A 19,287-nucleotide genomic window follows, 5' to 3' on the forward strand; every position below is an offset into this window, starting at 1 on the left:
GGGGGCGCCATGGATCGTCGACATTTTATAGGCCAAAGCGCTGCAGCAGTGGGTTTACTTGCAGGCCTTTCGAGTCAAACTAAAGCAGCGAATTTACAAAAAGCGGAAATCTTAGTTATTGGCGGTGGATATGGTGGCGCTACTGCTGCCAAATATTTGCGCCTGTTCTCAAATAACACGGCCAGAGTGACTCTGATTGAGCCTAACACCTCTTTTATCTCTTGCCCAATGTCTAATTTGGTTATCGGCGGCTCACGTACGATGGCAGAAATTACCTCGCCATACGACACTCTCAGCAAGCGCCATGGCATCAAAATGATTCAAGATAGCGTAGTCAGTATTGATCCTACTCAAAAGACGGTAAAGCTCGCTTCAGGCAAAACCTTGCGCTATGACAAAGCAGTAGTCTCTCCTGGCATTAGCTTGAATATGAATACCATTGAAGGTCTTGCCCAAGCCAATAAAGATGGTATCACCCTACAAGCCTGGAAAGCTGGCGCAGAAACAGTAGCTCTACATAAGCAAGTGGCTGCAATGCGCCAAGGTGGAACTTACGTTATCAGCATTCCTGAGGCGCCTTATCGCTGCCCTCCTGGACCTTATGAGCGTGCCTGCCAAGTAGCAAACTACCTCAAGCAACACAACCCTAAAGGTAAGGTGTTAGTTTTAGATGCAAACCAAGATGTGGTGTCTAAAGGGGCATTATTCAAAAAAGTATGGGCTGAGCAATATGCTGGAATGATTGAATACCTACCTAAGCACAATGTGGTTGGGGTCGACGCTAAAAACAAGATCGTTAAACTCGAAGTGCAAGATGATGTTAAGGCTGACGTGCTCAATTTGCTACCCCAGATGGCCGCTGGTGAAATTGCTGTGAAATCTGGCTTAGCCAACTCCAATGGTCGTTGGGTCAATGTGAATTACCTGAACTTTGAATCAACTGCTCAAAAAGACATCCATGTACTAGGTGACTCGATTCAGATTGCACCACTCATGCCCAAGTCTGGCCATATGGCTAACCAACATGCCAAAGTAGCAGCGGCAGCAATCGTTGCAGAGTTAAGTGCCTGGGAAGTCAATCCGGCACCAGTCCTGACAAACACCTGCTATAGCTTTGTCAACAGCAGAGAAGTAGTGCACGTTGCTAGCGTTCATCAGTACAACGCTGCCGAGAAGACTTTTAAAACTGTTCCAGGATCTGGTGGATTATCTCCAGCTCCAACAGTACTCGAAGGTATTTATGCTTGGGGCTGGGCTCACAATATTTGGGCTGATAGCTTGGGTTAATGCCAGTAGTTTGACAATTAAAAAAGAGGCTTTGGCCTCTTTTTTAATGTCTACAGGGATTTACCCATTGCAATGATTCGCCTACGTCTACGTTTACTGATCCATAAGAAAGTAATCGCAACAACTGGGGCGGCAATCGCCGCAATAATTTCAGGATGAATAGCTAAGCCTGCTTCCTTACCCCCCTTAGCGACATAAGCAAGCAGACTAACGGCATAGTAAGTCAACACCAAGACCGATAAACTCTCCACAGTCTCTTGCAAGCGCAGTTGCAGACGTGCTCGCTGATCCATACTGGCCAGTAATTTTTGTGTCTGCTCTTCATTTACAAACTCAATACGTGTTCTGAGAGTTTGGGTTGTTCGCGAGATACGATCAGATAATTCTTTTAATCTACGTTGAGTCCAAATGCAGGTACCCATAGCAGGTTGAAAACGTCGATCCATAAACTCTGAGAGAGATTGCACGCCAGGAATCGGGGACTCCGCTAGCTCGTATAAGTTTTTACTCAGCAATTGGCTATAGGCCTCGGAGGCAGTAAAGCGTAATCCATACCCAGAGATCCACTGCTCTGCTCTTGAAGCCAAATGAGAAAGTTCACCTAAAAACTGGCCATCTTTCTCGGTATGAACACCCGGCTCCGTTTGCAACTGAGAAATACTTTCAGACAAATCCGCCAACTCTGACTCAGCATTTCTGAGGGGCATTGAAAGACTCTTCGCTACCGGGAAAGCAATCATAGCAGCCATACGATAGGTTTCAGCCTCAGCGATCGCTCGGGCTACACGACCAGCTTGCCGTGAACCCAAAATAGCGTGCGGAATAAAGTAGGAGATATAGCCATCTTGATCTAAATGTAAATCCGTCCATAACTGGGCCTCCTTACTCGAAAGAATATAACTTCCCAGCACAGTATTACCATTAAAAATAGAGGACACCTCTTGTGCCTCCGAGAATAGAGGGCGATGCTCGAAAGCAAGATCTAATGCAGAAATTCTTTCGCCACCAGCTTCAACAATAGTTGGGCAACCCAAGCTGTGAAGCAAATCATCCAAACTCTTTTCAATGGCAAGACGAGATTCTAATAATGGTCCCGTAATTTTGACGGGATTGTGCGTAATAGCAGCAATCGTTGCAAACTCACCATGCAACTCCCACTTAATCAATACCCTCCGCGGCTCAGGCGCTAAAGTGAGCATCTTAAAGGAGCGATCTTGCTCACGGTCATTAGGAGCACCCAATGCAGCGCTGAGCTTCTGAATCCACTCAATCTGAGTCTGACGTGAATGGGCATCAAGCAAAAAAGATTGCGATAAGACTCTTTCATTTGGCCAAAGCGCAATTGGTGGCCGAGCATGTACCTCTTCATGCAACTGTTGTCGAGCAGGGTGATCGTAAGATTTCATAAGAGTTAGGTATTTATAAACATGAATAAACTATACGCCACCATGATCTTCTTGGAAGGCAAATCAGCAAATATCTCAAAAGCTAATGATAATGTGCTTATCCCCTTCTAGAAAAGGCATTCATTATGCTAATGCTCCGAAAATCTCAAGACCGTGGGTACGCCGACCATGGATGGCTTAAAAGCTTTCACTCCTTCTCTTTTGCTGGCTATCATGACCCGAAATTTATGGGCTGGGGCAATTTACGAGTAATAAATGAGGATCGGGTGGCAGCAGGCAAGGGGTTTGGGAAGCACGGTCACCGCAATATGGAAATCATCAGCTATGTTTTATCTGGTGAACTAGCGCATGAAGATAGCATGGGAAATATCAAAGGCATTCCCCCTGGAGACGTGCAACGAATGAGCGCTGGGAGCGGAGTCACCCATAGTGAATTCAATCATGCCCCAGATCAAACCACCCATTTCTTGCAGATTTGGATTGAGCCAAACGTCAGTGAGGTGCCCCCCAGTTACGAGCAAAAATCGATTCCAGCGATAGACAAGCAAGGACAGCTTTGCTTAATTGCCTCAACGGATGGAGCTGGTAATGCAGTGAAAATTCATGCAGATGCGAAGGTCTATGCAGGGCTATTTGATGGACCACAATCTCAGACCTTGACGCTTGATCCCAGACGCAAAGCTTACGTGCACTTAGTGAAAGGCCAACTTCATGTCAACGGTATATTACTGTCGGCTGGAGATGCGCTACTGATCGAAAATGAGAGTAGCTTATTGATTAGCGCTGGCAAAGACAGTGAAGTATTAGTTTTTGATCTTTCTCAAGCTTAAAAAAATGGGGTGTTGACCTCAGTCGACACCCCGCGCTTGGATCTAGAAAAATTTAATCTAGCTTAATTTTTGCCTTCTCGATTACCACCTTCCATCTAGCAATGTCAGAATTATACAAATCCGTAAATTGCTGAGTATTCATAGGAGCAATCTGAACGCCCGCTTTTACAAATCGCTCTTTCATTTCCGGGGTATCTAGTATTTTTAAAACCGCGCTGTTTAAGGTATCAATAATTGCAGGTGGCGTGCCAGCAGGAACAAATACTCCCTGCCAAAGAGCCATTTCATAACCCCTTACACCAGCCTCTTGCATCGTAGCTAATTCTGGAGCGCCACTAAAACGGTTCTTACTAGTAACAGCAAGTGCATTTACTTTTTCACCCTTATACAGCGGAAGCCCAACCGGCATACCTGCAAAGTAAAAATCAATCTGACCACCCACCAAGTCTGTCGCAGCTGGGGAGCCGCCCTTATAAGGAATGTGAATGGCTTGAGTGCCGGTAGTTGCCAAGAATAATTCTCCAGCCATGTGATCAGAATTCCCAATCCCAGAAGAGCCAAAGCTCATTTTTCCAGGCTCAGCCTTGATCATGGCAATCAAATCGGCAACATTTTTAGCCTTCGACTTGGTATTCACAATCAAAATATGTGGAGTAGCGGCCACCCCAACAACTGGAAGTAAATCCTTCTGTCCATTGAATGGCAATCTTGGATTTGCAGCCACATTAATTGCTAGGCCATTTTGTGCAAACAGAATGGTGTAGCCATCTGGGGCGCTTTTGGCTACTGCATCAGCAGCCAGACTACCAGCAGCACCGCCTCTATTCTCCACAACCACTGGTTGCTTTAAGGCAATACTGAGTTCATTTGCGACCATCCTGCCAACAATATCAGTTGAGCTTCCTGGCGCATATCCAACCAACATCTTAATTGGTTTATCTGGGTAGGCCGCAAAAGCAGAACCTAGAACCAAGGGCAGTAGTAAAGAACCTACAACTATTTTTTTTATTGATTTTTTAATCATTTTGTCTCCTCCGGTATTTTTTATAAATCCAATATTGCAATTCCACTTTCCTGCGCGCATTTATTCAGCGCTTCCTGCAACTCTGTTGAAATCGGTATTCCATGCTGCAATCTTTCAGACATTACCTTGGCAGCGCCATCTCCTGGTACACGAATTTGATTTACACCAGGCAATCGGGACGAACCTTTAAGGTCATTGACTAACTCAACCACTCTGGCAATAAATTGATCCCGATCTCCAAAAGCACTTGGATCAACCGCAATAATAGTCTGCCCAGTATTTGTAATTAAATCATGGCTTGCATTGAAGTCAACTGTACTCTTGCCAACTGCTGCATTATTTAAAGCCCCAGCAAGCAGGCCAATCATGACTGCAAGGCCATACCCCTTATAACCCCCAATTGGCAGCAGAGATCCTTCGCTGGATTTTTGAGGATCTGTAATTGGCTTACCGCTACGATCAATCATCCATGTATCAGGCATCAGTTCGCCTTTTTGGGCGGCAAGCTTCACCTTGCCATAGGCAGCCACCGTAGTTGCAATATCCAACAACACTATTGGGGCATCGCCCGAAGGGACGGCAATGGCTATTGGATTCGTTGATAGAAGCAAGTCAATACCACCCCAAGGAGCCATATGATTGGCGTTCCCAACCGCCATATAAATACCAATATATCCTTGCTCAGCAAGCTTGCGAACATAAACAGATGCGGCACCAGAATGATTGCCGTAATGACTTCCTACCCAGCAAACACTATGCTTCTTCACTTTCTCTATTGCAAGCTCTACCGCCCTATTCATTACTAAATGACCTAAGGCATTGTCACCATTAATCAAAGCGGTTGCACCTTGCTCACGCTCAATATGAATATTAGGATTGAGATTGACGCCGCCAGCCTGAATTCTTTTGATGTAGGCAGGCAGCCTAAAAAGGCCATGGCCATCAGCACCAACAAGATCTGACTTCACCATTAATTGCGCAATCACTAAAGCATCTGCAGCAGGCACTTTATTAGCCTTCAATGCATTAGCAATAAATTCTTCTGCCTTAACTATGGATAAATATTTCATTTCTATTCCTATAAATTAATGACCCGAACCACTCTTAAACTCCATCTTATAAATGTAATTATTTTCGGGGTGATAAGTAAATGTGACTTCGAAAAGTTTGTCTTGATCATCAAAGTAGCGACGCACAATGACCAAGCATGGATCACCTGATTTCAATTGAATATTTTTAGCGGTATTGAGAGGGGCGCCAGCTGCATAAACATCAACCTCAGCTCGATCAATTCGAGTGCCATATTTTTTCTCAATCTGCTCAAACACCATAATCTGACTATGCTCTGGATCAGATGTTAAGGATGCAAATTGAGGGAGGATGTAAATATCTGTCCAAGCGATCACTTTCTCGGTATCTTGCTGCTTACGAATACCTCCAATGTGATACCAGGAGGAGCCGATTGCTCCGCCAATCATCTCACTAAGAGAGTGATCTAACTCAATAAATTCTTCGACAACATTTTCGCGATAGGTATTTCTTGGATAACTAAGGATATCAATAGGCGAGTTAAAGCTTTGAGTAAATCTTCTGACTTTCTGTCGTGAGATGACCTGAGTTGGCGCGCCCTGACGACGTAAAACCAAGCCATCTGACTCGAGAGTTTGAAGGGCATGCCTCAAAGTATGCCGACTTGCCTTAAAACTTTTACAAAGTGCCGCCTCTGAAGGCAGGCAAGAGCCTACCAACCAATCGCCGTCACGAATGCGCTGAGCCAGCGCATTCGCTAGGGTTTTATATAGCGGCAAGGACTCTTTCAACTTAAGAAAGGCCAAACATTTTTTTACCAGCAACTGGCAAGCGTGCCTTCAGGATATCGCCGGAGAGAGATTCAGTAATGTACAAATCGCGCCCATCCGGACCTCCGAAACACATATTTGCCAAATGATGATGGTGTGGGTTATCGGAATAAATTAAATGCGTTGGCAACATATTATTGTCAAATCTCCAGATGCCAATACCCAAATGGCAAACCAATAGACCGTTTTCAGAATCCATCTCGATACCATCTGGACCTGCAACACCACCGGTTAACTGAATTGCTACGCCAGTTTTAGAAACAGAGCCATCCGCCATTAACGGCAATCTCCAAATTTGCTGGGATCTTGTAGCAGCAACAAAGACGTGCTTCTCTTGAGTATTTAAAGTGATTCCATTTGGGCTTGGGATATTAAGCACTAAACGGTCTAGCTGACCATTTTCACGCAATCGAAATACTCGGCCCGATGGATCTGCAATTCCTGTTTGACCTTGGTCGGTGAAGTACAAATCGCCATTGGATGCAAAATGTAGATCATTCAAACCTTTGAAGTTCTCGCTGTACATGGAACCCAGGACTGTTTCAATCTTTCCAGTCTTCGTATCAAGGGACAAGAGGCCCATCTTGTAGTCACAAATAAATGCGCGTCCGTCTTTATGGAACTTCAAACCATTAGGCCAGCCATCATATTGCGTGACCAGATCCCAATCCCCTTTTGGGGTAATTCTAAAAATTCGGCCAAAAGGAATATCTACAAACCAGAGGTTTCCCTCACGATCAAAAGAAGGGCCCTCTAAAAAACATTCCACTTCTGCGTTTTGACGATTCGGGTCAGACCAACCAGTGCGTGATTTTTTGCGAAATTTGGCAGGCATTGACATAAAGACTTCTGCCTTAATTTTTTCTACAGGCTGAAATGGGTTGTGCATGGTCATAATTAATTGCTCCTGTTTATAGTTATACGGATAAGTTAAATAAAACAATAAACCATTAAAACATAATTAATGATAATCTACTGTCAATAAGGGATTTATAAATTTTCACATTTCATTAACTTAACCGCATAAGCTAAAAATATGAGTCAATATGTCGCCGTTATCGGCACTGGAACAATGGCCGCAGGCATTGCTGCTGGATTTATCTCTCACAGCATTCCCGTTGCCATATTGGGCAGAAGTACAGAGAAGTCCAAAGCTTGTTTAAAGAAAGCTATCCAACTCGCAGTCAAGATTGGCTTGCATGGGGCAAATGCCTCCCTCAGCGAAGCTGATATCGAGTCCAATCAAGTCGTCGACACAATGGAAGCATGGCAGCTTTGGAATCAATGCTCCTGGGTAATCGAAACGATTGCAGAAAATCTAGAGTTAAAACAGGAAATTTTTGCCTACCTTGATGAACGCGTCCCGAATCACATTCCCATTGGAAGCAATAGCTCTGGGTTTCCGATAACCAAAATTGCTGCTGACCTAAAAACTGCCAACCGAATGATGGGGGCTCATTACTTTATGCCAGCAGATGTTGTTCCACTGGTAGAGATTGTGATGGGTGAAAAAACTGATGTCGCCTTTGCTGAAAAGGTATGTCAGCTATATAAGAATATTGATAAGAAACCAGTACTAGTTAAAAAAGATATACCTGGATTTTTAGCAAATCGCATTCAGCATGCATTGATGAGAGAGGCCCTTTCGCTTGTTCAGGAGGGAATAGCAAGCCCGGAGGACATAGATGATGCTGTTCGATATAGCTTCGGATTTCGATATGCAGCTGTGGGTCCCATGACTCAAAAAGAAATCTCTGGATGGGATGGGATGGCAAATGCCGCAAAGGAAATCTACCCCTCCCTCTCCAATATCACCAGTCTCCCACCAAAAGTGGTACAACTGATGAGCGAAGGAAAAACGGGTATGAAAGCTGGCGAAGGCTTCCGAAAGTGGACTCCCGAGGAAATTCAGCAGACCTCAAACTCCTACTCAAAGAGGTTAAAGGCAGCCTTTGACGTTCTAAACATGGAATGACCAATAGAAACCTATTTACTGAAAGCATCGCATGATTGAAACATCTGAAAAAAAATTAGCTGGCGCAATTATTCGCCTTCACCCAAATGACAACATTGTTGTTGCTCGCATCGATGTTGCGATTGGGGAGGAAGTTCCAAGTGAACATTTCACAAGTCGCAGCCAAGTTCCTGCAGGTTACAAAATTGCAGCCAAGAAAATTCTTAAGGGTGAGCCTATTCTTAAGTACAACGTCACTGTAGGTTTTGCCAACACGGATATTGAGCCGGGTACCATGGTCCACAGCCACAATACCGAATTTCGTGAATTCGATCGTGACTACGCTTATGCAAGTGAATATAAGCCCACCACCCTCCTCCCTGAATCGGAGCGTGCTACGTTTGAAGGTTACGTGAGAGCCAACGGCAAAGTAGGAACACGCAATTTCATCGGCATCCTCTCAACCGTCAATTGCTCTGCAACGGTAGTCAATAAAATTGCAGATTGGTTCACACCCGAGCGGCTGAAAGATTTTCCAAATATTGATGGCGTGGTTGCTTTTAGCCATGGAATTGGTTGTGGTATGGAAATGAGTGGCGAACCCATGCAACTACTTCGCCGAACTATGGCGGGCTATGCGCAGCACCCCAACCTTGCTGCAGCCCTAATTATTGGTTTGGGTTGTGAACGTAATCAACTGAAGGGGTTAATGGAGCAAGAAGCTCTACAAGAGAACTCCACATTGCACACTTTCATCATGCAGGAAACTGGTGGTACTCGCAAAACTATCGAGGCTGGCATTGAAGCTGTAAAAGCACTTCTTCCTGAAGCAAATAAGGTGAAGCGTCAGACCGTCTCCGCAAGTCACCTCTGCGTTGGTTTGCAATGCGGCGGTTCAGATGGCTTCTCATCAATTACAGCCAACCCAGCCTTAGGTGCTGCAATTGATATTCTGTCGCGTCATGGTGGCACTGGCATTCTTTCAGAAACCCCAGAAATTTATGGGGTTGAGCACACTCTTACCCGTAGAGCTGCTAATAAAGAAATAGGTGAAAAGCTCATTAAACGCATTCGTTGGTGGAAAGATGAATACTCCGTTGGACGTGATGTCCAAATCAATGGCCAAGTCAGTCCTGGAAACCAAGTTGGCGGCCTAGCCAATATTTTTGAAAAGTCACTCGGCTCCTCAATGAAAGGTGGAACTGGACCGCTCATGGAAGTGTATCGATATGCAGAGCCAGTAACGGCAAAAGGTTTTGTCTTTATGGATACACCTGGTTTTGACCCAGTCTCAGCAACAGGACAAATTGCTGGGGGCGCAAACCTCATCGCGTTTACCACCGGGCGTGGCTCCATGTTTGGATCAAAACCAGCGCCTTGTATCAAACTTGCAACCAATACACCGATGTATCAGCGTCTGACCGAAGATATGGACATTAATTGCGGCGAGATCTTAGATGGTACGGTTTCAGTTCAAGAGATGGGGCAGCGTATTTTTGAACTCTTTCTCAGGACCGCTTCAGGCGAACCCTCCAAAAGCGAATTATTGGGCCTCGGCGATTATGAATTCGTACCTTGGCAAATTGGTGTAATGAGCTAATAACAGCCTCAGACCTAGTGCAATACCAAGCGGGCTTCTAGCCCGCTTTTTCTTTGAACAAAAGAAGCCAGAAATCAAGCTAGAGGACTGTAGAATTAAGCTTATTGATTTAATCAGGACTTCATTGGAATTATGAAATTCAGGGACTACTACGAAACACTTGGTGTAGCGCGCGGAGCTACCGAAGCAGAAATTAAGGCGGCCTACCGCAAGCTGGCCCGTAAATATCACCCAGATGTCAATAAAGAAGCTGGGGCTGAAGAGCAATTTAAGGCAGTTGGCGAAGCTTACTCAGTTCTAAAAGATACTGAAAAGCGTGCCGCCTACGATCGCATGGGCGCCAATTGGAAAAATGGCCAAGACTTCACTCCTCCGCCCAATTGGAATGAAGGGTTTGAATACTCCGATGGCAACTTTGGTGGTGGCAATAGCGGATTTGGTGGTGGCTACGAGGGTGATCAAAGCGAATTCTTTGAATCTCTTTTTGGTAGAGGTCGACATCGTCAAGGAGGTCGTGGCGGCAACCCCGGTCAGGGCATGAACTTTAAGGGGCAAGATCATCACGCCAAAATATTAATTGACCTTGCCGATGCTTACAACGGCGCAAAACGTACTATTGCTCTTCATATGCCAACGCAAGATGCTAATGGACACGTCAGTACGCAAGAGCGCAAACTGGATGTCAGCATTCCGAAGGGTATAAAGGCTGGACAAAATTTACGCCTCGCAGGCCAAGGTGGGCCAGGCATGGGTTCTGGTGGCGCAGGCGATCTGTACCTCGAAATAGATTTCCATCCAAACCCTATTTACCGTGTAGATGGCAAAGATGTCTATCTTGATTTGCCATTGGCACCATGGGAGGCTGCGCTTGGAACAACCGTGAATATCCCGACCCCTGCAGGCTCCACATTGGAATTAAAGATTCCAGCGGGCACGGCAACTGGCCGCAAGATGCGACTGAAGGAAAGGGGAATTCCTAGCAAAGAAGCTGGTGATCTATATGTGGTTCCGAATATTGTTTTACCCAGCGCTGAAACAGACGCACAAAAAGAAGCCTATCAATCACTTGAGAAGGCATTTGATTTCAAGCCCAGAACTCACTTGAAGGGATGATGAATATGACCCAAACACAAATCACCTGGATTGAAGGAAGTGTTGTTGAGGAAGAGGTGCACATGAGCATTGTGGAAATCTCACAAGCCACACGTGCACCAGAAGATCTCATCATGGCCTGGGTATCAGAGGGTATTCTGAGCCCTGCCGGTTCTAGTCCCGAAGACTGGCGCTTTAGCGGAGAATCCCTAAAACGCGCAAAGACCGCTGCTCATCTGAGCCACGATCTGGAGCTTAATACTCCTGGCGTTGCCCTAGCACTAGATCTTCTAGACGAAATTAACCGCCTGCGAAATCAGCTACTTCGTCAGAATCTAGGATGAAACATAAATGACTACATTACCTTGCATTGAAATTGAAAACGCACCCAATCCAAGCGCTTCTGTAATTTGGTTGCACGGACTAGGAGCTGATGGCAATGACTTTGTACCCATCATTCCACAACTCCATCTCTCCGAATGCCCCGCCATTCGATTTGTCTTCCCAAGCGCACCCTCCATGGCTGTCACGATCAATGGTGGCTATGTTATGCCAGCTTGGTACGACATTACTGGGAGAGATCTCACAGACCGTGAAGATGTTACCGGCATTCACCGATCAGCAGTTGCGATCTCCGAATTAATCGAGCGAGAAAAAAACCGTGGTGTTGCCTACGAGAATATTGTTTTGGCTGGCTTCTCACAGGGCTGCGCTATGTCTTTACAGGTCGGCTTACGCTATCCACATGCGCTTGCAGGCATCATGGCACTGTCAGGCTACCTGCCCCTAGCAACATCATTGTCACTCGAAAGAAGTGACGCCAATAAAAAGACACCTATTTTTATGGCTCATGGCATTTGGGATGCTGTCGTAATTCCAGAGCGCGCAGAAGCCTCACTAGATACTCTGGAAAAATTAGGCTACTCGGTAGACTGGAACACCTACCCAATGGAACACTCTCTTCATCCAGATGAGCTGGTAGATATTTCTAGGTTTTTAACGATGGTGCTTAGCAAACCCTAAGATTCTGAACGACTTAAGAGCAGTTCCCAGCGCTGTAATTTAATATCGAGATCAGCAGTGATTTCTGACAGACGGGCTTGCATGCTAGCGGCTAATTCAGGCTCATTCTTGTAAAGATCTGGATTGCTCATCGCAATCCCAATATCCGCCTGCTCTATCTCGAGAGTTTCAATCTGCAATGGCAAGGCCTCTAACTCTTGACGCTCTTTACTGTTGAGCTTATTCACACCATTCTTTACAGGAGTGGGTTTTGATTCAACTTTTGCCTCTGGCTTTGCTTCTGGTTTTTCAACAGACTTAACACCGCTATTGGCCGCGCGAATCTTGTCTGAACGAGCCTTCTGAATCTTCCAATCTTCGTAGCCACCTTCATACTCACGCCAAAACCCGTCGCCTTCATTTGCAATAATGCTGGTAACGACGTTATCTAAGAAGTAGCGATCATGGCTAACCAGGAACACAGTGCCTTTATAGTCCTGCAGCAACTGCTCGAGCAAATCTAGGGTATCGATATCCAAGTCATTGGTAGGTTCGTCAAGAACCAAGACGTTTGCAGGACGCGCAAAAAGACGCGCTAATAATAAGCGGTTACGCTCCCCACCGGATAAAGTACTTACCGGTGAATTAGTGCGCTCTGGTGCAAACAAGAAATCACTCAGATAACTCTTCACATGCTTCTTATTGCCATTAATTTCAATCCACTCGCTACCTGGACTGATGTAGTCCTCGAGTGAAGCATTCAGATCAAGGCCTTCGCGCATCTGGTCAAAATAGGCCACCTCAATACGTGTCCCCATCGTTGCAGTACCTGAATCTGGCGCAATCGTTCCGAGGATTAATTTAAGCAGCGTAGTTTTGCCTGCGCCGTTAGGGCCAAGCAGTCCTACCTTATCACCACGCAAAATCGTTGCTGTGAAATCCTTCACAATTGGGCGATCGTAAGATTTAGATACATTCTGAAGATCAGCAACAATCTTGCCGCTTCTATCCCCCGCTGAAACTGCCAGCTTGACCTGTCCAACTGCATCACGTCTTTGTGAGCGCGTTGTACGAAGCGCCTCGAGACGAGCTATACGGGCAACGCTGCGAGTGCGTCTGGCCTCCACTCCTTTACGAATCCAAACCTCTTCTTGGGCAAGCAATTTATCAGCCCGCGCATTAGCTAGAGACTCAGAATTCATTTCTTGATCTTTTAATACTTCATATGCCGAGAAATTACCTGGGTATGTCCGCAAGATACCTCGATCAAGCTCAACAATCTGAGTGCAAACATTGTCTAGGAATGCACGATCATGGGTAATCAGAATGACAGAGCCTTTGTACTCTTTGAGCAAATCCTCTAACCAAGAAATCGAATCTAAATCTAAGTGATTGGTAGGCTCGTCCAATAACAATACATCCGGCATCTCTACTAGAGCACGTGCTAAAGCCACCCGCTTCTTAGTTCCACCCGATAAAGTATTAATTTTGACATCAGCCTCTAGATGAAGGCGATCCAAAGTCTCATAAACACGCTGCTCCCAATTCCAGCCACTTAAAGCCTCTAATTGGGATTGCACTTCATCTAAGCGATGATGAGCGGCATCATCCCATTCCCCAATACTGAGAGCCTCATATTCTTCACGTAGAGCCTTAGCCTGAGCAACACCTTTGGATACAGCATCAAACACGGTCTCTTCAGCTTCAAAGATGGGCTCTTGAGGAACATAGGCAATCCGAAGGCCTTGCTGGTATTGCAGCAAACCATCATCCATTTTTTCTATGCCAGCCAAAATCTTCAATAAAGAAGATTTACCTGTGCCATTTCGGCCAATTAAGCCAACCCGCTCCCCAGATTCCAATGAGAAAGCAGTATTTGCAAGGAGGTCAACATGGCCAAAAGCCAGTTTTGCATCAGTAAGTACGATTAAAGCCATGGCGTCATTATCGTCACTTCACCCAAAGTGGTGATATTTCCAATAAACATGGGATTGAGAAGTAGAATTTGCTTGAGTAAGACCGCCAATTCAAGGGACAAATGACCTGCAAGCTCAGCCCTAGTGCTCCACGACTGATCCTCTTTGCCGGCCATGCCGGTACTGGTAAAACTTCTTTAGCCAAAAAGGCTTTGCCCCTCATTATTGAAAAGACTGGGGAAGATTATTTCTTTTTAGATAAAGATACGGTGTATGGTGCCTATAGCGCCCACGTCATGGAGGTCACCACCAATAATCCCAATGATCGGGATAGCCCCTTCTATCTTCAGAACCTCAGGGATTGGGAATATGCAGGATTAATTGCCATTGTCAAAGAAAATCTTCAGCTGGGTGTCAATGTCATCCTGGTAGGGCCATTCTCTACCGAGATACAAAGTGGCCGAATATTTAATCCAGAAGATCTAGGCATACCAAATACCTCCAGTATCAGAATCGCTTGGATAGATCTCGATGAAAGAGAAGCAAAAAATCGTATTGAGAATCGTGCAGACCCCCGAGATGAGTACAAACTCAAACACTGGGATGAGTATATAAAACGTAGAGTGAATCCTCCGGAACATATTGCAATACAGCGTTTCGATAATCTACATTTTGATGAGGTGAAGTTTGAGCACCTCATCGATCACTTAATCAATTAAGAAAAAAGGTCCTGCATGCAGGACCTCCACTCCAAGCACCAAAATGCTTTAACTTCGAAGTGTGTTTAGAACTTGTATGTAATACCAACGGCTGGCATCCATGGATTTAATGTCAATTTACCTGCATTCGCACCAGCAGCAGTAGTTACATTTGTACTCATAGTTGCATACTTTAAGTCAAGGTTTAGACCCCAGTTTTTATCAAACATGTAATCCATACCAATTTGACCTACCGCACCAAGGCTTGAATTATCAACAGAATATGCTCCACCGCCGAGATTATTGCGACTACTAAAGATTGTGTAATTCACACCAGCGCCAACATAAGGCTTGAATGCGCCAAAATCTGTAAAGTGGCATTGTAAAAGGAGTGACGGTGGCAGCGCTTTAATAGTGCCCAATTTATTCCCACCGGCGTCAATCTGAATGGATTGTGGATAGGTTAATACCAACTCAGCTGCAATATTCTTTGTAAAGAAATAGGAAACGTCAAACTCAGGAATCATTTGATCCTTGGCTTTAACGTCAAGCGCTTGGACGGCACTGGTTTGACCATTTTGCCAAAGCAAGTCAACCGCGCGTACACGTATCATCCACGGGTTCTCGCTAGAAGATTGGGCTTGAGCAGTGATTGGAGTTAATGAAGCTAGTACTGCAGTGGCAGCTAGGAAAGTTTTAATGCGCATGATGTACCTTTATTGTTATCAATTTGATAAATCTATTGTCAAAGTGATTTAGGCTAGCCATTTGATGTACATCAAATGCGAGGTGTGATGAAATTTTTTATTGACTGAAAAGCAACACTGATTTGATTAGTTTTTGATCCAGATCAAATGCGCAGGAATTCTGACTTGATTCTACTTACAGTTCGCTTAAATAAGCGCTCTTAGAAATCAACTCATTCGATTATTTGGAGAGATAGTCGAGTGCAACTGCTTCAGCTACCTTAATCCCGTCAACCCCAGCCGACAGAATTCCACCGGCATAGCCAGCACCCTCGCCTGCAGGATATAAACCTTTGATATTCAGACTCTGAAGGTTCGCACCTCGAGTAATACGCAAGGGAGAGGATGTGCGCGTTTCAATGCCAGTTAATACTGCATCCTTCATCGAAAATCCTTTAATCTGCTTTTCAAAAGCAGGGATCGCCTCTCGAATCGCTTCAATAGCGTAATGAGGTAATGCATCAGCAAGATCTGTTAAATGAACGCCAGGTTTATAAGATGGGATTACAGAACCAAACTCTGTAGAAGCCTTACCAGCTAAGAAGTCACCCACAAGCTGACCCGGAGCCTCATAGGTAGATCCGCCTAACTCATAAGCCTTTGACTCTAAAGCCCTTTGAAATGCAATGCCGGCTAGGGGGCCACCAGGATAATCATCTGGCGTAATGCCGACAACGATGCCCGCATTGGCATTGCGCTCATTGCGAGAATATTGACTCATTCCATTGGTGACAACGCGATTAGGCTCCGAGGTAGCTGCAACTACAGTACCGCCTGGGCACATACAAAAACTATAAACTGCACGGCCATTTTTGGCATGGTGCACCAGCTTGTAATCAGCTGCACCGATTAGCTGATTACCAGCGTGCGGTCCTAGGCGTGCTTTATCGATCAAAGATTGTGGATGCTCAATTCGGAAACCTACAGAAAACGGTTTTGCTTCCATATAAACACCAGCTTTGTGAAGTATCTCAAAGGTATCGCGTGCACTATGACCCAAAGCTAATACAACATGGTTAGCGGACAAATCTGGCTGCCCTTCAATCTTAACTCCGGCAATTTGATCGTTCTGAATATCAAACCCAATGACTTTTTGCGAAAAACGAATTTCTCCACCAAGTGCAATAATTTCTTGACGCATTTTTTCGACAACGCCGACTAATCGGAAGGTTCCAATGTGTGGCTTTGCTACATAACGAATTTCTTCTGGAGCGCCAGCCTTAATAAACTCAGCAATGACCTTACGACCGTAAAACTTCGGATCTTTAATTTGACTCCAGAGCTTGCCATCAGAAAAGGTGCCCGCACCACCCTCACCAAATTGCACATTGGATTCTGGATTGAGGACATTCTTGCGCCATAGACCCCAGGTATCTTGAGTGCGCTCACGTACTGGCTTGCCGCGCTCTAATACGATGGGCTTAAAGCCCATCTGCGCCAATACCAAGGCGGCAAAAATTCCGCAAGGACCAAATCCAATAATCACAGGCCGCTCAAAGCTTTTACTCTTTACTTGTGAGGCGTTGGCTACAAAGTGATAGCTCATATCCGGCGATGGTCGAATATGAATGTCATTCATAAACTGCTTTAGCAGTTTTTCTTCATTCTTGACCGATAGATCTACGGTATAGATAAAAGCAAGGGCTACATTTTTTCTGGCATCGTAACTGCGCTTAAATACATCAAACTGTATGAGGTCCTGGGCTTGGATATTCAAGCGCTTCAAAATCGCCTCTTCCAATACCTCAGGGGCATGGCTAATAGGCAGGCGAAGTTCAGTAATACGGATCATGAGGCTCTACGATACAGAGTAAATCAAGGGAATTTTCTAAATAATACTGGCATCGACCAAATGACCTCGTTAAAAGGCGATAATGCACCATGGCTCTACGCGCAACTATCCACAAAGCTGACCTCCACGTCGCAGACTCTGACCGTCACTATTACGGCAGTCATGCCCTTACTATCGCAAAGCATCCCTCTGAGACTGAAGAGCGGATGATGATACGCATCATTGCCTTTGCTCTGCAAGCACAGGAAGATTTAGCTTTTACCAAAGGTTTGAGCGATACCGATGAGCCCGACCTCTGGATCAAAGACCTCACAGATGCCATTAAGCTTTGGATTGAAGTAGGCCAACCAGATGAGCGACGTATCCTTAAAGCCTGTGGTCGATCCGATCAAGTCATCGTCTATTGCTATGGTGGACACACTAGCAAAATCTGGTGGGATGGCATTGCAAACAAATTAACGCGTGCGCGCAATCTACAGGTGATCTCCATTCCGGCAGAACAGGCTAAAGAGCTCAATAAATTAGTTGAGCGCAGCATGGTTCTGCATGTCAATATCCAGGATGGGGAAGCATATGTTTCTTCAGACATGGGTCAAGTTACTATCACCCCAGAAATTTGGCGCAACCAGCAGCAATGAAGTCTGTAGTTTTAGATACCAATATCTTGTTAGATATTTTTGTATTTAATGACAAAAGGGCTACAAATTTAAAGCAAGCACTTCTGAATGGCAGTATTTCTGCGGTGGCAAGTCAGAAGACCTTACTGGAGTTTGCCGATGTCATCTCGCGCCCCCTCTTTAAGCTCGATGAAGCAACTCAAGCGGTAATTATGAGTCAATGGCAATCCACGGCACAGCAGTATGACGATTCAAATCTAGTGCCCGCCCCCTGGAAATGCCAGGATACGGATGATCAGGTCTTCCTAGATCTAGCTTATCAACTTAGGCCGGCAATACTGATTAGCAAAGACAATGCCTTACTCTGCATAGCCAGCCAAGCGGCTCTAGAAAATATTCTCATTACTAGCGATTACAGTGCCTTCAGGCTTTAGAGTGAAAGCGTAATCCTTTAGCAGCTTCAGCAGCAATCTCAAATGATCTTAGACGTGCTTGATGATCATGAATTTGGCCGGTAATCATAATTTCATTAGCGCCAGTCTGATCTAGCCAATACTGCATTTCTTTTCTGACAGTTTCTAAGGACCCGACAGCAGAACAGCGAAGAGCATGAGCAGCAGTAGTCTTTTCGTGTGGCTCACAAAAGTGATCTAGATTTTCAATCGGTGGTGGTAATTGCCCACGGGTATTTCGGCGCATGCGGATCACATTTTGCTGCAAGGTGGTAAAGAGATGAGCAGCATCCTCATCAGTATCAGCGGCAACTACATTCATCACAAATCCGCAATACGGCTTTGTTAACTGATCAGATGGCTTGAATAGCTTACGATAGATGGCCATTGCGTCTATCAGTTGTTCGGGGGCAAAGTGTGAGGCAAATGCATAAGGCAAACCAAAATGAGCTGCTAGTTGAGCGCCATACAAACTGGAGCCTAATATCCAAATGGGGACTTCTGTATCAGCCCCCGGAATGGCTCTAACAGCTTGCCCCTCCTGAATTGGGCCAAAGTAATGCTGCAATTCCCGCACATCCTGAGGAAAGCGATCATCGCTAGCAAGTAAATCTCGACGCAAGGCTCTGGCAGTCATTTGATCGGTGCCTGGGGCACGCCCCAGACCCAACTCAATCCTTCCTGGATAAAGGGATGCCAGGGTGCCAAATTGCTCTGCTATGACTAATGGAGCATGGTTAGGCAACATCACACCACCAGACCCAACTCGAATCGTTTTGGTGCCTCCAGCGATGTAGCCAATCAAGACCGCAGTTGCAGAACTGGCATTGCCAGTCATATTGTGATCTTCTGCTACCCAATAGCGGGTATAGCCCAAAGCCTCGGCATGCTGGGCAACATCCAAGGAGTTTCGCAAGGCGTCCGCAGCGGTAAATCCCTGGGGGATTGGAGATATATCTAGAATGGAATACGGGACAGCGTTTGTCATTTCTAGATCATACCGAGAAAGCAC

The 19,287-nt window shown here is 45.4% G+C and carries 19 protein-coding genes; 10 read left to right on the forward strand and 9 right to left on the reverse strand.

All coding sequences use genetic code 11. The annotated features are described in order from the left end of the window. Positions 1–9 precede the first annotated feature (9 nt). Positions 10–1,287, forward strand: coding sequence for an NAD(P)/FAD-dependent oxidoreductase (locus ICN43_RS09315; protein WP_216199142.1), 1,278 nt, complete (start codon positions 10–12; stop codon positions 1,285–1,287). Positions 1,288–1,337: 50 nt separating this feature from the next. Here the strand turns inward: ICN43_RS09315 and ICN43_RS09320 are convergent, their stop codons facing one another. Next, positions 1,338–2,693, reverse strand: coding sequence for a DUF3422 domain-containing protein (locus ICN43_RS09320; protein ID WP_216199145.1), 1,356 nt, complete (start codon positions 2,691–2,693; stop codon positions 1,338–1,340). Between the two features lie 125 nt (positions 2,694–2,818). Between ICN43_RS09320 and ICN43_RS09325 the strand changes: the two genes are divergently transcribed. Further along, positions 2,819–3,523 (forward strand): pirin family protein, encoded by a 705-nt coding sequence (locus tag ICN43_RS09325; RefSeq protein WP_216199147.1) that lies wholly within the window; start codon positions 2,819–2,821, stop codon positions 3,521–3,523. A gap of 52 nt (positions 3,524–3,575) precedes the next feature. Here the strand turns inward: ICN43_RS09325 and ICN43_RS09330 are convergent, their stop codons facing one another. Genes ICN43_RS09330 through ICN43_RS09345 form a run of 4 tightly spaced genes read right to left on the reverse strand, consistent with a single transcriptional unit; the run spans position 3,576 to position 7,301 of the window. Then, complete coding sequence (locus ICN43_RS09330; RefSeq protein WP_216199152.1) at positions 3,576–4,547, reverse strand: tripartite tricarboxylate transporter substrate binding protein; 972 nt, start codon at positions 4,545–4,547, stop codon at positions 3,576–3,578. A 20-nt stretch (positions 4,548–4,567) separates the two neighbouring features. Then, complete coding sequence (locus ICN43_RS09335; protein WP_216199155.1) at positions 4,568–5,617, reverse strand: Ldh family oxidoreductase; 1,050 nt, start codon at positions 5,615–5,617, stop codon at positions 4,568–4,570. Positions 5,618–5,632: 15 nt separating this feature from the next. Continuing rightward, on the reverse strand, positions 5,633–6,355 hold the full coding sequence (locus tag ICN43_RS09340; RefSeq protein WP_216199157.1) for a GntR family transcriptional regulator: 723 nt from the start codon (positions 6,353–6,355) through the stop codon (positions 5,633–5,635). Between the two features lie 13 nt (positions 6,356–6,368). Beyond that, positions 6,369–7,301 carry an SMP-30/gluconolactonase/LRE family protein gene (locus ICN43_RS09345; RefSeq protein WP_255533483.1) on the reverse strand — a complete coding sequence of 311 codons (933 nt, stop codon included), beginning with the start codon at positions 7,299–7,301 and terminating at the stop codon, positions 6,369–6,371. Between the two features lie 141 nt (positions 7,302–7,442). Here ICN43_RS09345 and ICN43_RS09350 point away from each other — a divergent pair, with 141 nt between their 5' ends. The 5 genes from ICN43_RS09350 (at position 7,443) to ICN43_RS09370 (ending at position 12,075) form a co-directional block, all read left to right on the forward strand. Next, the gene (locus ICN43_RS09350) at positions 7,443–8,381 is read left to right on the forward strand and encodes a 3-hydroxyacyl-CoA dehydrogenase NAD-binding domain-containing protein (protein WP_216199160.1); all 939 of its coding nucleotides are present in this window, start codon (positions 7,443–7,445) and stop codon (positions 8,379–8,381) included. A gap of 31 nt (positions 8,382–8,412) precedes the next feature. Beyond that, positions 8,413–9,960, forward strand: a complete 1,548-nt coding sequence (locus ICN43_RS09355) for a UxaA family hydrolase (protein WP_216199163.1) — start codon at positions 8,413–8,415, stop codon at positions 9,958–9,960. Positions 9,961–10,092: 132 nt separating this feature from the next. Beyond that, positions 10,093–11,073, forward strand: a complete 981-nt coding sequence (locus ICN43_RS09360; protein ID WP_216199166.1) for a DnaJ C-terminal domain-containing protein — start codon at positions 10,093–10,095, stop codon at positions 11,071–11,073. Positions 11,074–11,078: 5 nt separating this feature from the next. Next, entirely contained in the window at positions 11,079–11,396 is a 318-nt protein-coding gene (locus tag ICN43_RS09365; protein WP_216199169.1) for a chaperone modulator CbpM, read from the forward strand. 7 nt (positions 11,397–11,403) lie between these two features. Beyond that, positions 11,404–12,075, forward strand: a complete 672-nt coding sequence (locus ICN43_RS09370; protein ID WP_216199171.1) for an alpha/beta hydrolase — start codon at positions 11,404–11,406, stop codon at positions 12,073–12,075. Here the strand turns inward: ICN43_RS09370 and ICN43_RS09375 are convergent. Further along, positions 12,072–13,991, reverse strand: a complete 1,920-nt coding sequence (locus tag ICN43_RS09375) for an ATP-binding cassette domain-containing protein (protein WP_216199174.1) — start codon at positions 13,989–13,991, stop codon at positions 12,072–12,074. The two genes, ICN43_RS09370 and ICN43_RS09375, sit on opposite strands and share 4 nt — an antisense overlap. A gap of 101 nt (positions 13,992–14,092) precedes the next feature. On the opposite strand from ICN43_RS09375, the gene ICN43_RS09380 reads away from it, so the two are divergent. Further along, positions 14,093–14,689 (forward strand): AAA family ATPase, encoded by a 597-nt coding sequence (locus ICN43_RS09380; protein WP_216199177.1) that lies wholly within the window; start codon positions 14,093–14,095, stop codon positions 14,687–14,689. Positions 14,690–14,754: 65 nt separating this feature from the next. Here the strand turns inward: ICN43_RS09380 and ICN43_RS09385 are convergent, their stop codons facing one another. Both ICN43_RS09385 and ICN43_RS09390 read right to left on the reverse strand, forming a co-directional pair. Beyond that, positions 14,755–15,375 carry an OmpW family protein gene (locus ICN43_RS09385; RefSeq protein ID WP_216199179.1) on the reverse strand — a complete coding sequence of 207 codons (621 nt, stop codon included), beginning with the start codon at positions 15,373–15,375 and terminating at the stop codon, positions 14,755–14,757. A 220-nt stretch (positions 15,376–15,595) separates the two neighbouring features. Beyond that, positions 15,596–17,206, reverse strand: coding sequence for an NAD(P)/FAD-dependent oxidoreductase (locus ICN43_RS09390; RefSeq protein ID WP_216199183.1), 1,611 nt, complete (start codon positions 17,204–17,206; stop codon positions 15,596–15,598). Positions 17,207–17,295: 89 nt separating this feature from the next. Here ICN43_RS09390 and ICN43_RS09395 point away from each other — a divergent pair, with 89 nt between their 5' ends. Together ICN43_RS09395 and ICN43_RS09400 are read left to right on the forward strand one after the other, a co-directional pair. Next, positions 17,296–17,844 (forward strand): YaeQ family protein, encoded by a 549-nt coding sequence (locus tag ICN43_RS09395; RefSeq protein WP_216199186.1) that lies wholly within the window; start codon positions 17,296–17,298, stop codon positions 17,842–17,844. Beyond that, positions 17,823–18,257, forward strand: coding sequence for a putative toxin-antitoxin system toxin component, PIN family (locus ICN43_RS09400; RefSeq protein ID WP_255533484.1), 435 nt, complete (start codon positions 17,823–17,825; stop codon positions 18,255–18,257). Before ICN43_RS09395 ends, ICN43_RS09400 begins: the two co-directional genes overlap by 22 nt. On the opposite strand, the gene ICN43_RS09405 is transcribed toward ICN43_RS09400, so the two are convergent. Next, positions 18,247–19,263: an LLM class flavin-dependent oxidoreductase gene (locus ICN43_RS09405; protein ID WP_216199188.1), complete on the reverse strand. Its 1,017-nt coding sequence runs from the start codon at positions 19,261–19,263 to the stop codon at positions 18,247–18,249. The genes ICN43_RS09400 and ICN43_RS09405 overlap by 11 nt on opposite strands. Positions 19,264–19,287: the final 24 nt, after the last annotated feature.

This window comes from Polynucleobacter sp. UK-Mo-2m-Kol15, assembly GCF_018881505.1.
Classification (GTDB): Bacteria; Pseudomonadota; Gammaproteobacteria; order Burkholderiales; family Burkholderiaceae; genus Polynucleobacter.

Excerpts from the sequence above, each read along its gene's own strand:
- ICN43_RS09330 (WP_216199152.1), bottom strand. The coding sequence starts at position 4,547 with ATGATTAAAAAATCAATAAAAAAAATAGTTGTAGGTTCTTTACTACTG.
- ICN43_RS09335 (WP_216199155.1), bottom strand. The coding sequence starts at position 5,617 with ATGAAATATTTATCCATAGTTAAGGCAGAAGAATTTATTGCTAATGCA.
- ICN43_RS09360 (WP_216199166.1), top strand. The coding sequence starts at position 10,093 with ATGAAATTCAGGGACTACTACGAAACACTTGGTGTAGCGCGCGGAGCT.
- ICN43_RS09385 (WP_216199179.1), bottom strand. The coding sequence starts at position 15,375 with ATGCGCATTAAAACTTTCCTAGCTGCCACTGCAGTACTAGCTTCATTA.
- ICN43_RS09325 (WP_216199147.1), top strand. The coding sequence starts at position 2,819 with ATGCTAATGCTCCGAAAATCTCAAGACCGTGGGTACGCCGACCATGGA.
- ICN43_RS09370 (WP_216199171.1), top strand. The coding sequence starts at position 11,404 with ATGACTACATTACCTTGCATTGAAATTGAAAACGCACCCAATCCAAGC.
- ICN43_RS09365 (WP_216199169.1), top strand. The coding sequence starts at position 11,079 with ATGACCCAAACACAAATCACCTGGATTGAAGGAAGTGTTGTTGAGGAA.
- ICN43_RS09355 (WP_216199163.1), top strand. The coding sequence starts at position 8,413 with ATGATTGAAACATCTGAAAAAAAATTAGCTGGCGCAATTATTCGCCTT.
- ICN43_RS09390 (WP_216199183.1), bottom strand. The coding sequence starts at position 17,206 with ATGATCCGTATTACTGAACTTCGCCTGCCTATTAGCCATGCCCCTGAG.
- ICN43_RS09395 (WP_216199186.1), top strand. The coding sequence starts at position 17,296 with ATGGCTCTACGCGCAACTATCCACAAAGCTGACCTCCACGTCGCAGAC.
- ICN43_RS09315 (WP_216199142.1), top strand. The coding sequence starts at position 10 with ATGGATCGTCGACATTTTATAGGCCAAAGCGCTGCAGCAGTGGGTTTA.
- ICN43_RS09350 (WP_216199160.1), top strand. The coding sequence starts at position 7,443 with ATGAGTCAATATGTCGCCGTTATCGGCACTGGAACAATGGCCGCAGGC.
- ICN43_RS09345 (WP_255533483.1), bottom strand. The coding sequence starts at position 7,301 with ATGACCATGCACAACCCATTTCAGCCTGTAGAAAAAATTAAGGCAGAA.
- ICN43_RS09405 (WP_216199188.1), bottom strand. The coding sequence starts at position 19,263 with ATGACAAACGCTGTCCCGTATTCCATTCTAGATATATCTCCAATCCCC.
- ICN43_RS09320 (WP_216199145.1), bottom strand. The coding sequence starts at position 2,693 with ATGAAATCTTACGATCACCCTGCTCGACAACAGTTGCATGAAGAGGTA.
- ICN43_RS09380 (WP_216199177.1), top strand. The coding sequence starts at position 14,093 with ATGACCTGCAAGCTCAGCCCTAGTGCTCCACGACTGATCCTCTTTGCC.
- ICN43_RS09375 (WP_216199174.1), bottom strand. The coding sequence starts at position 13,991 with ATGGCTTTAATCGTACTTACTGATGCAAAACTGGCTTTTGGCCATGTT.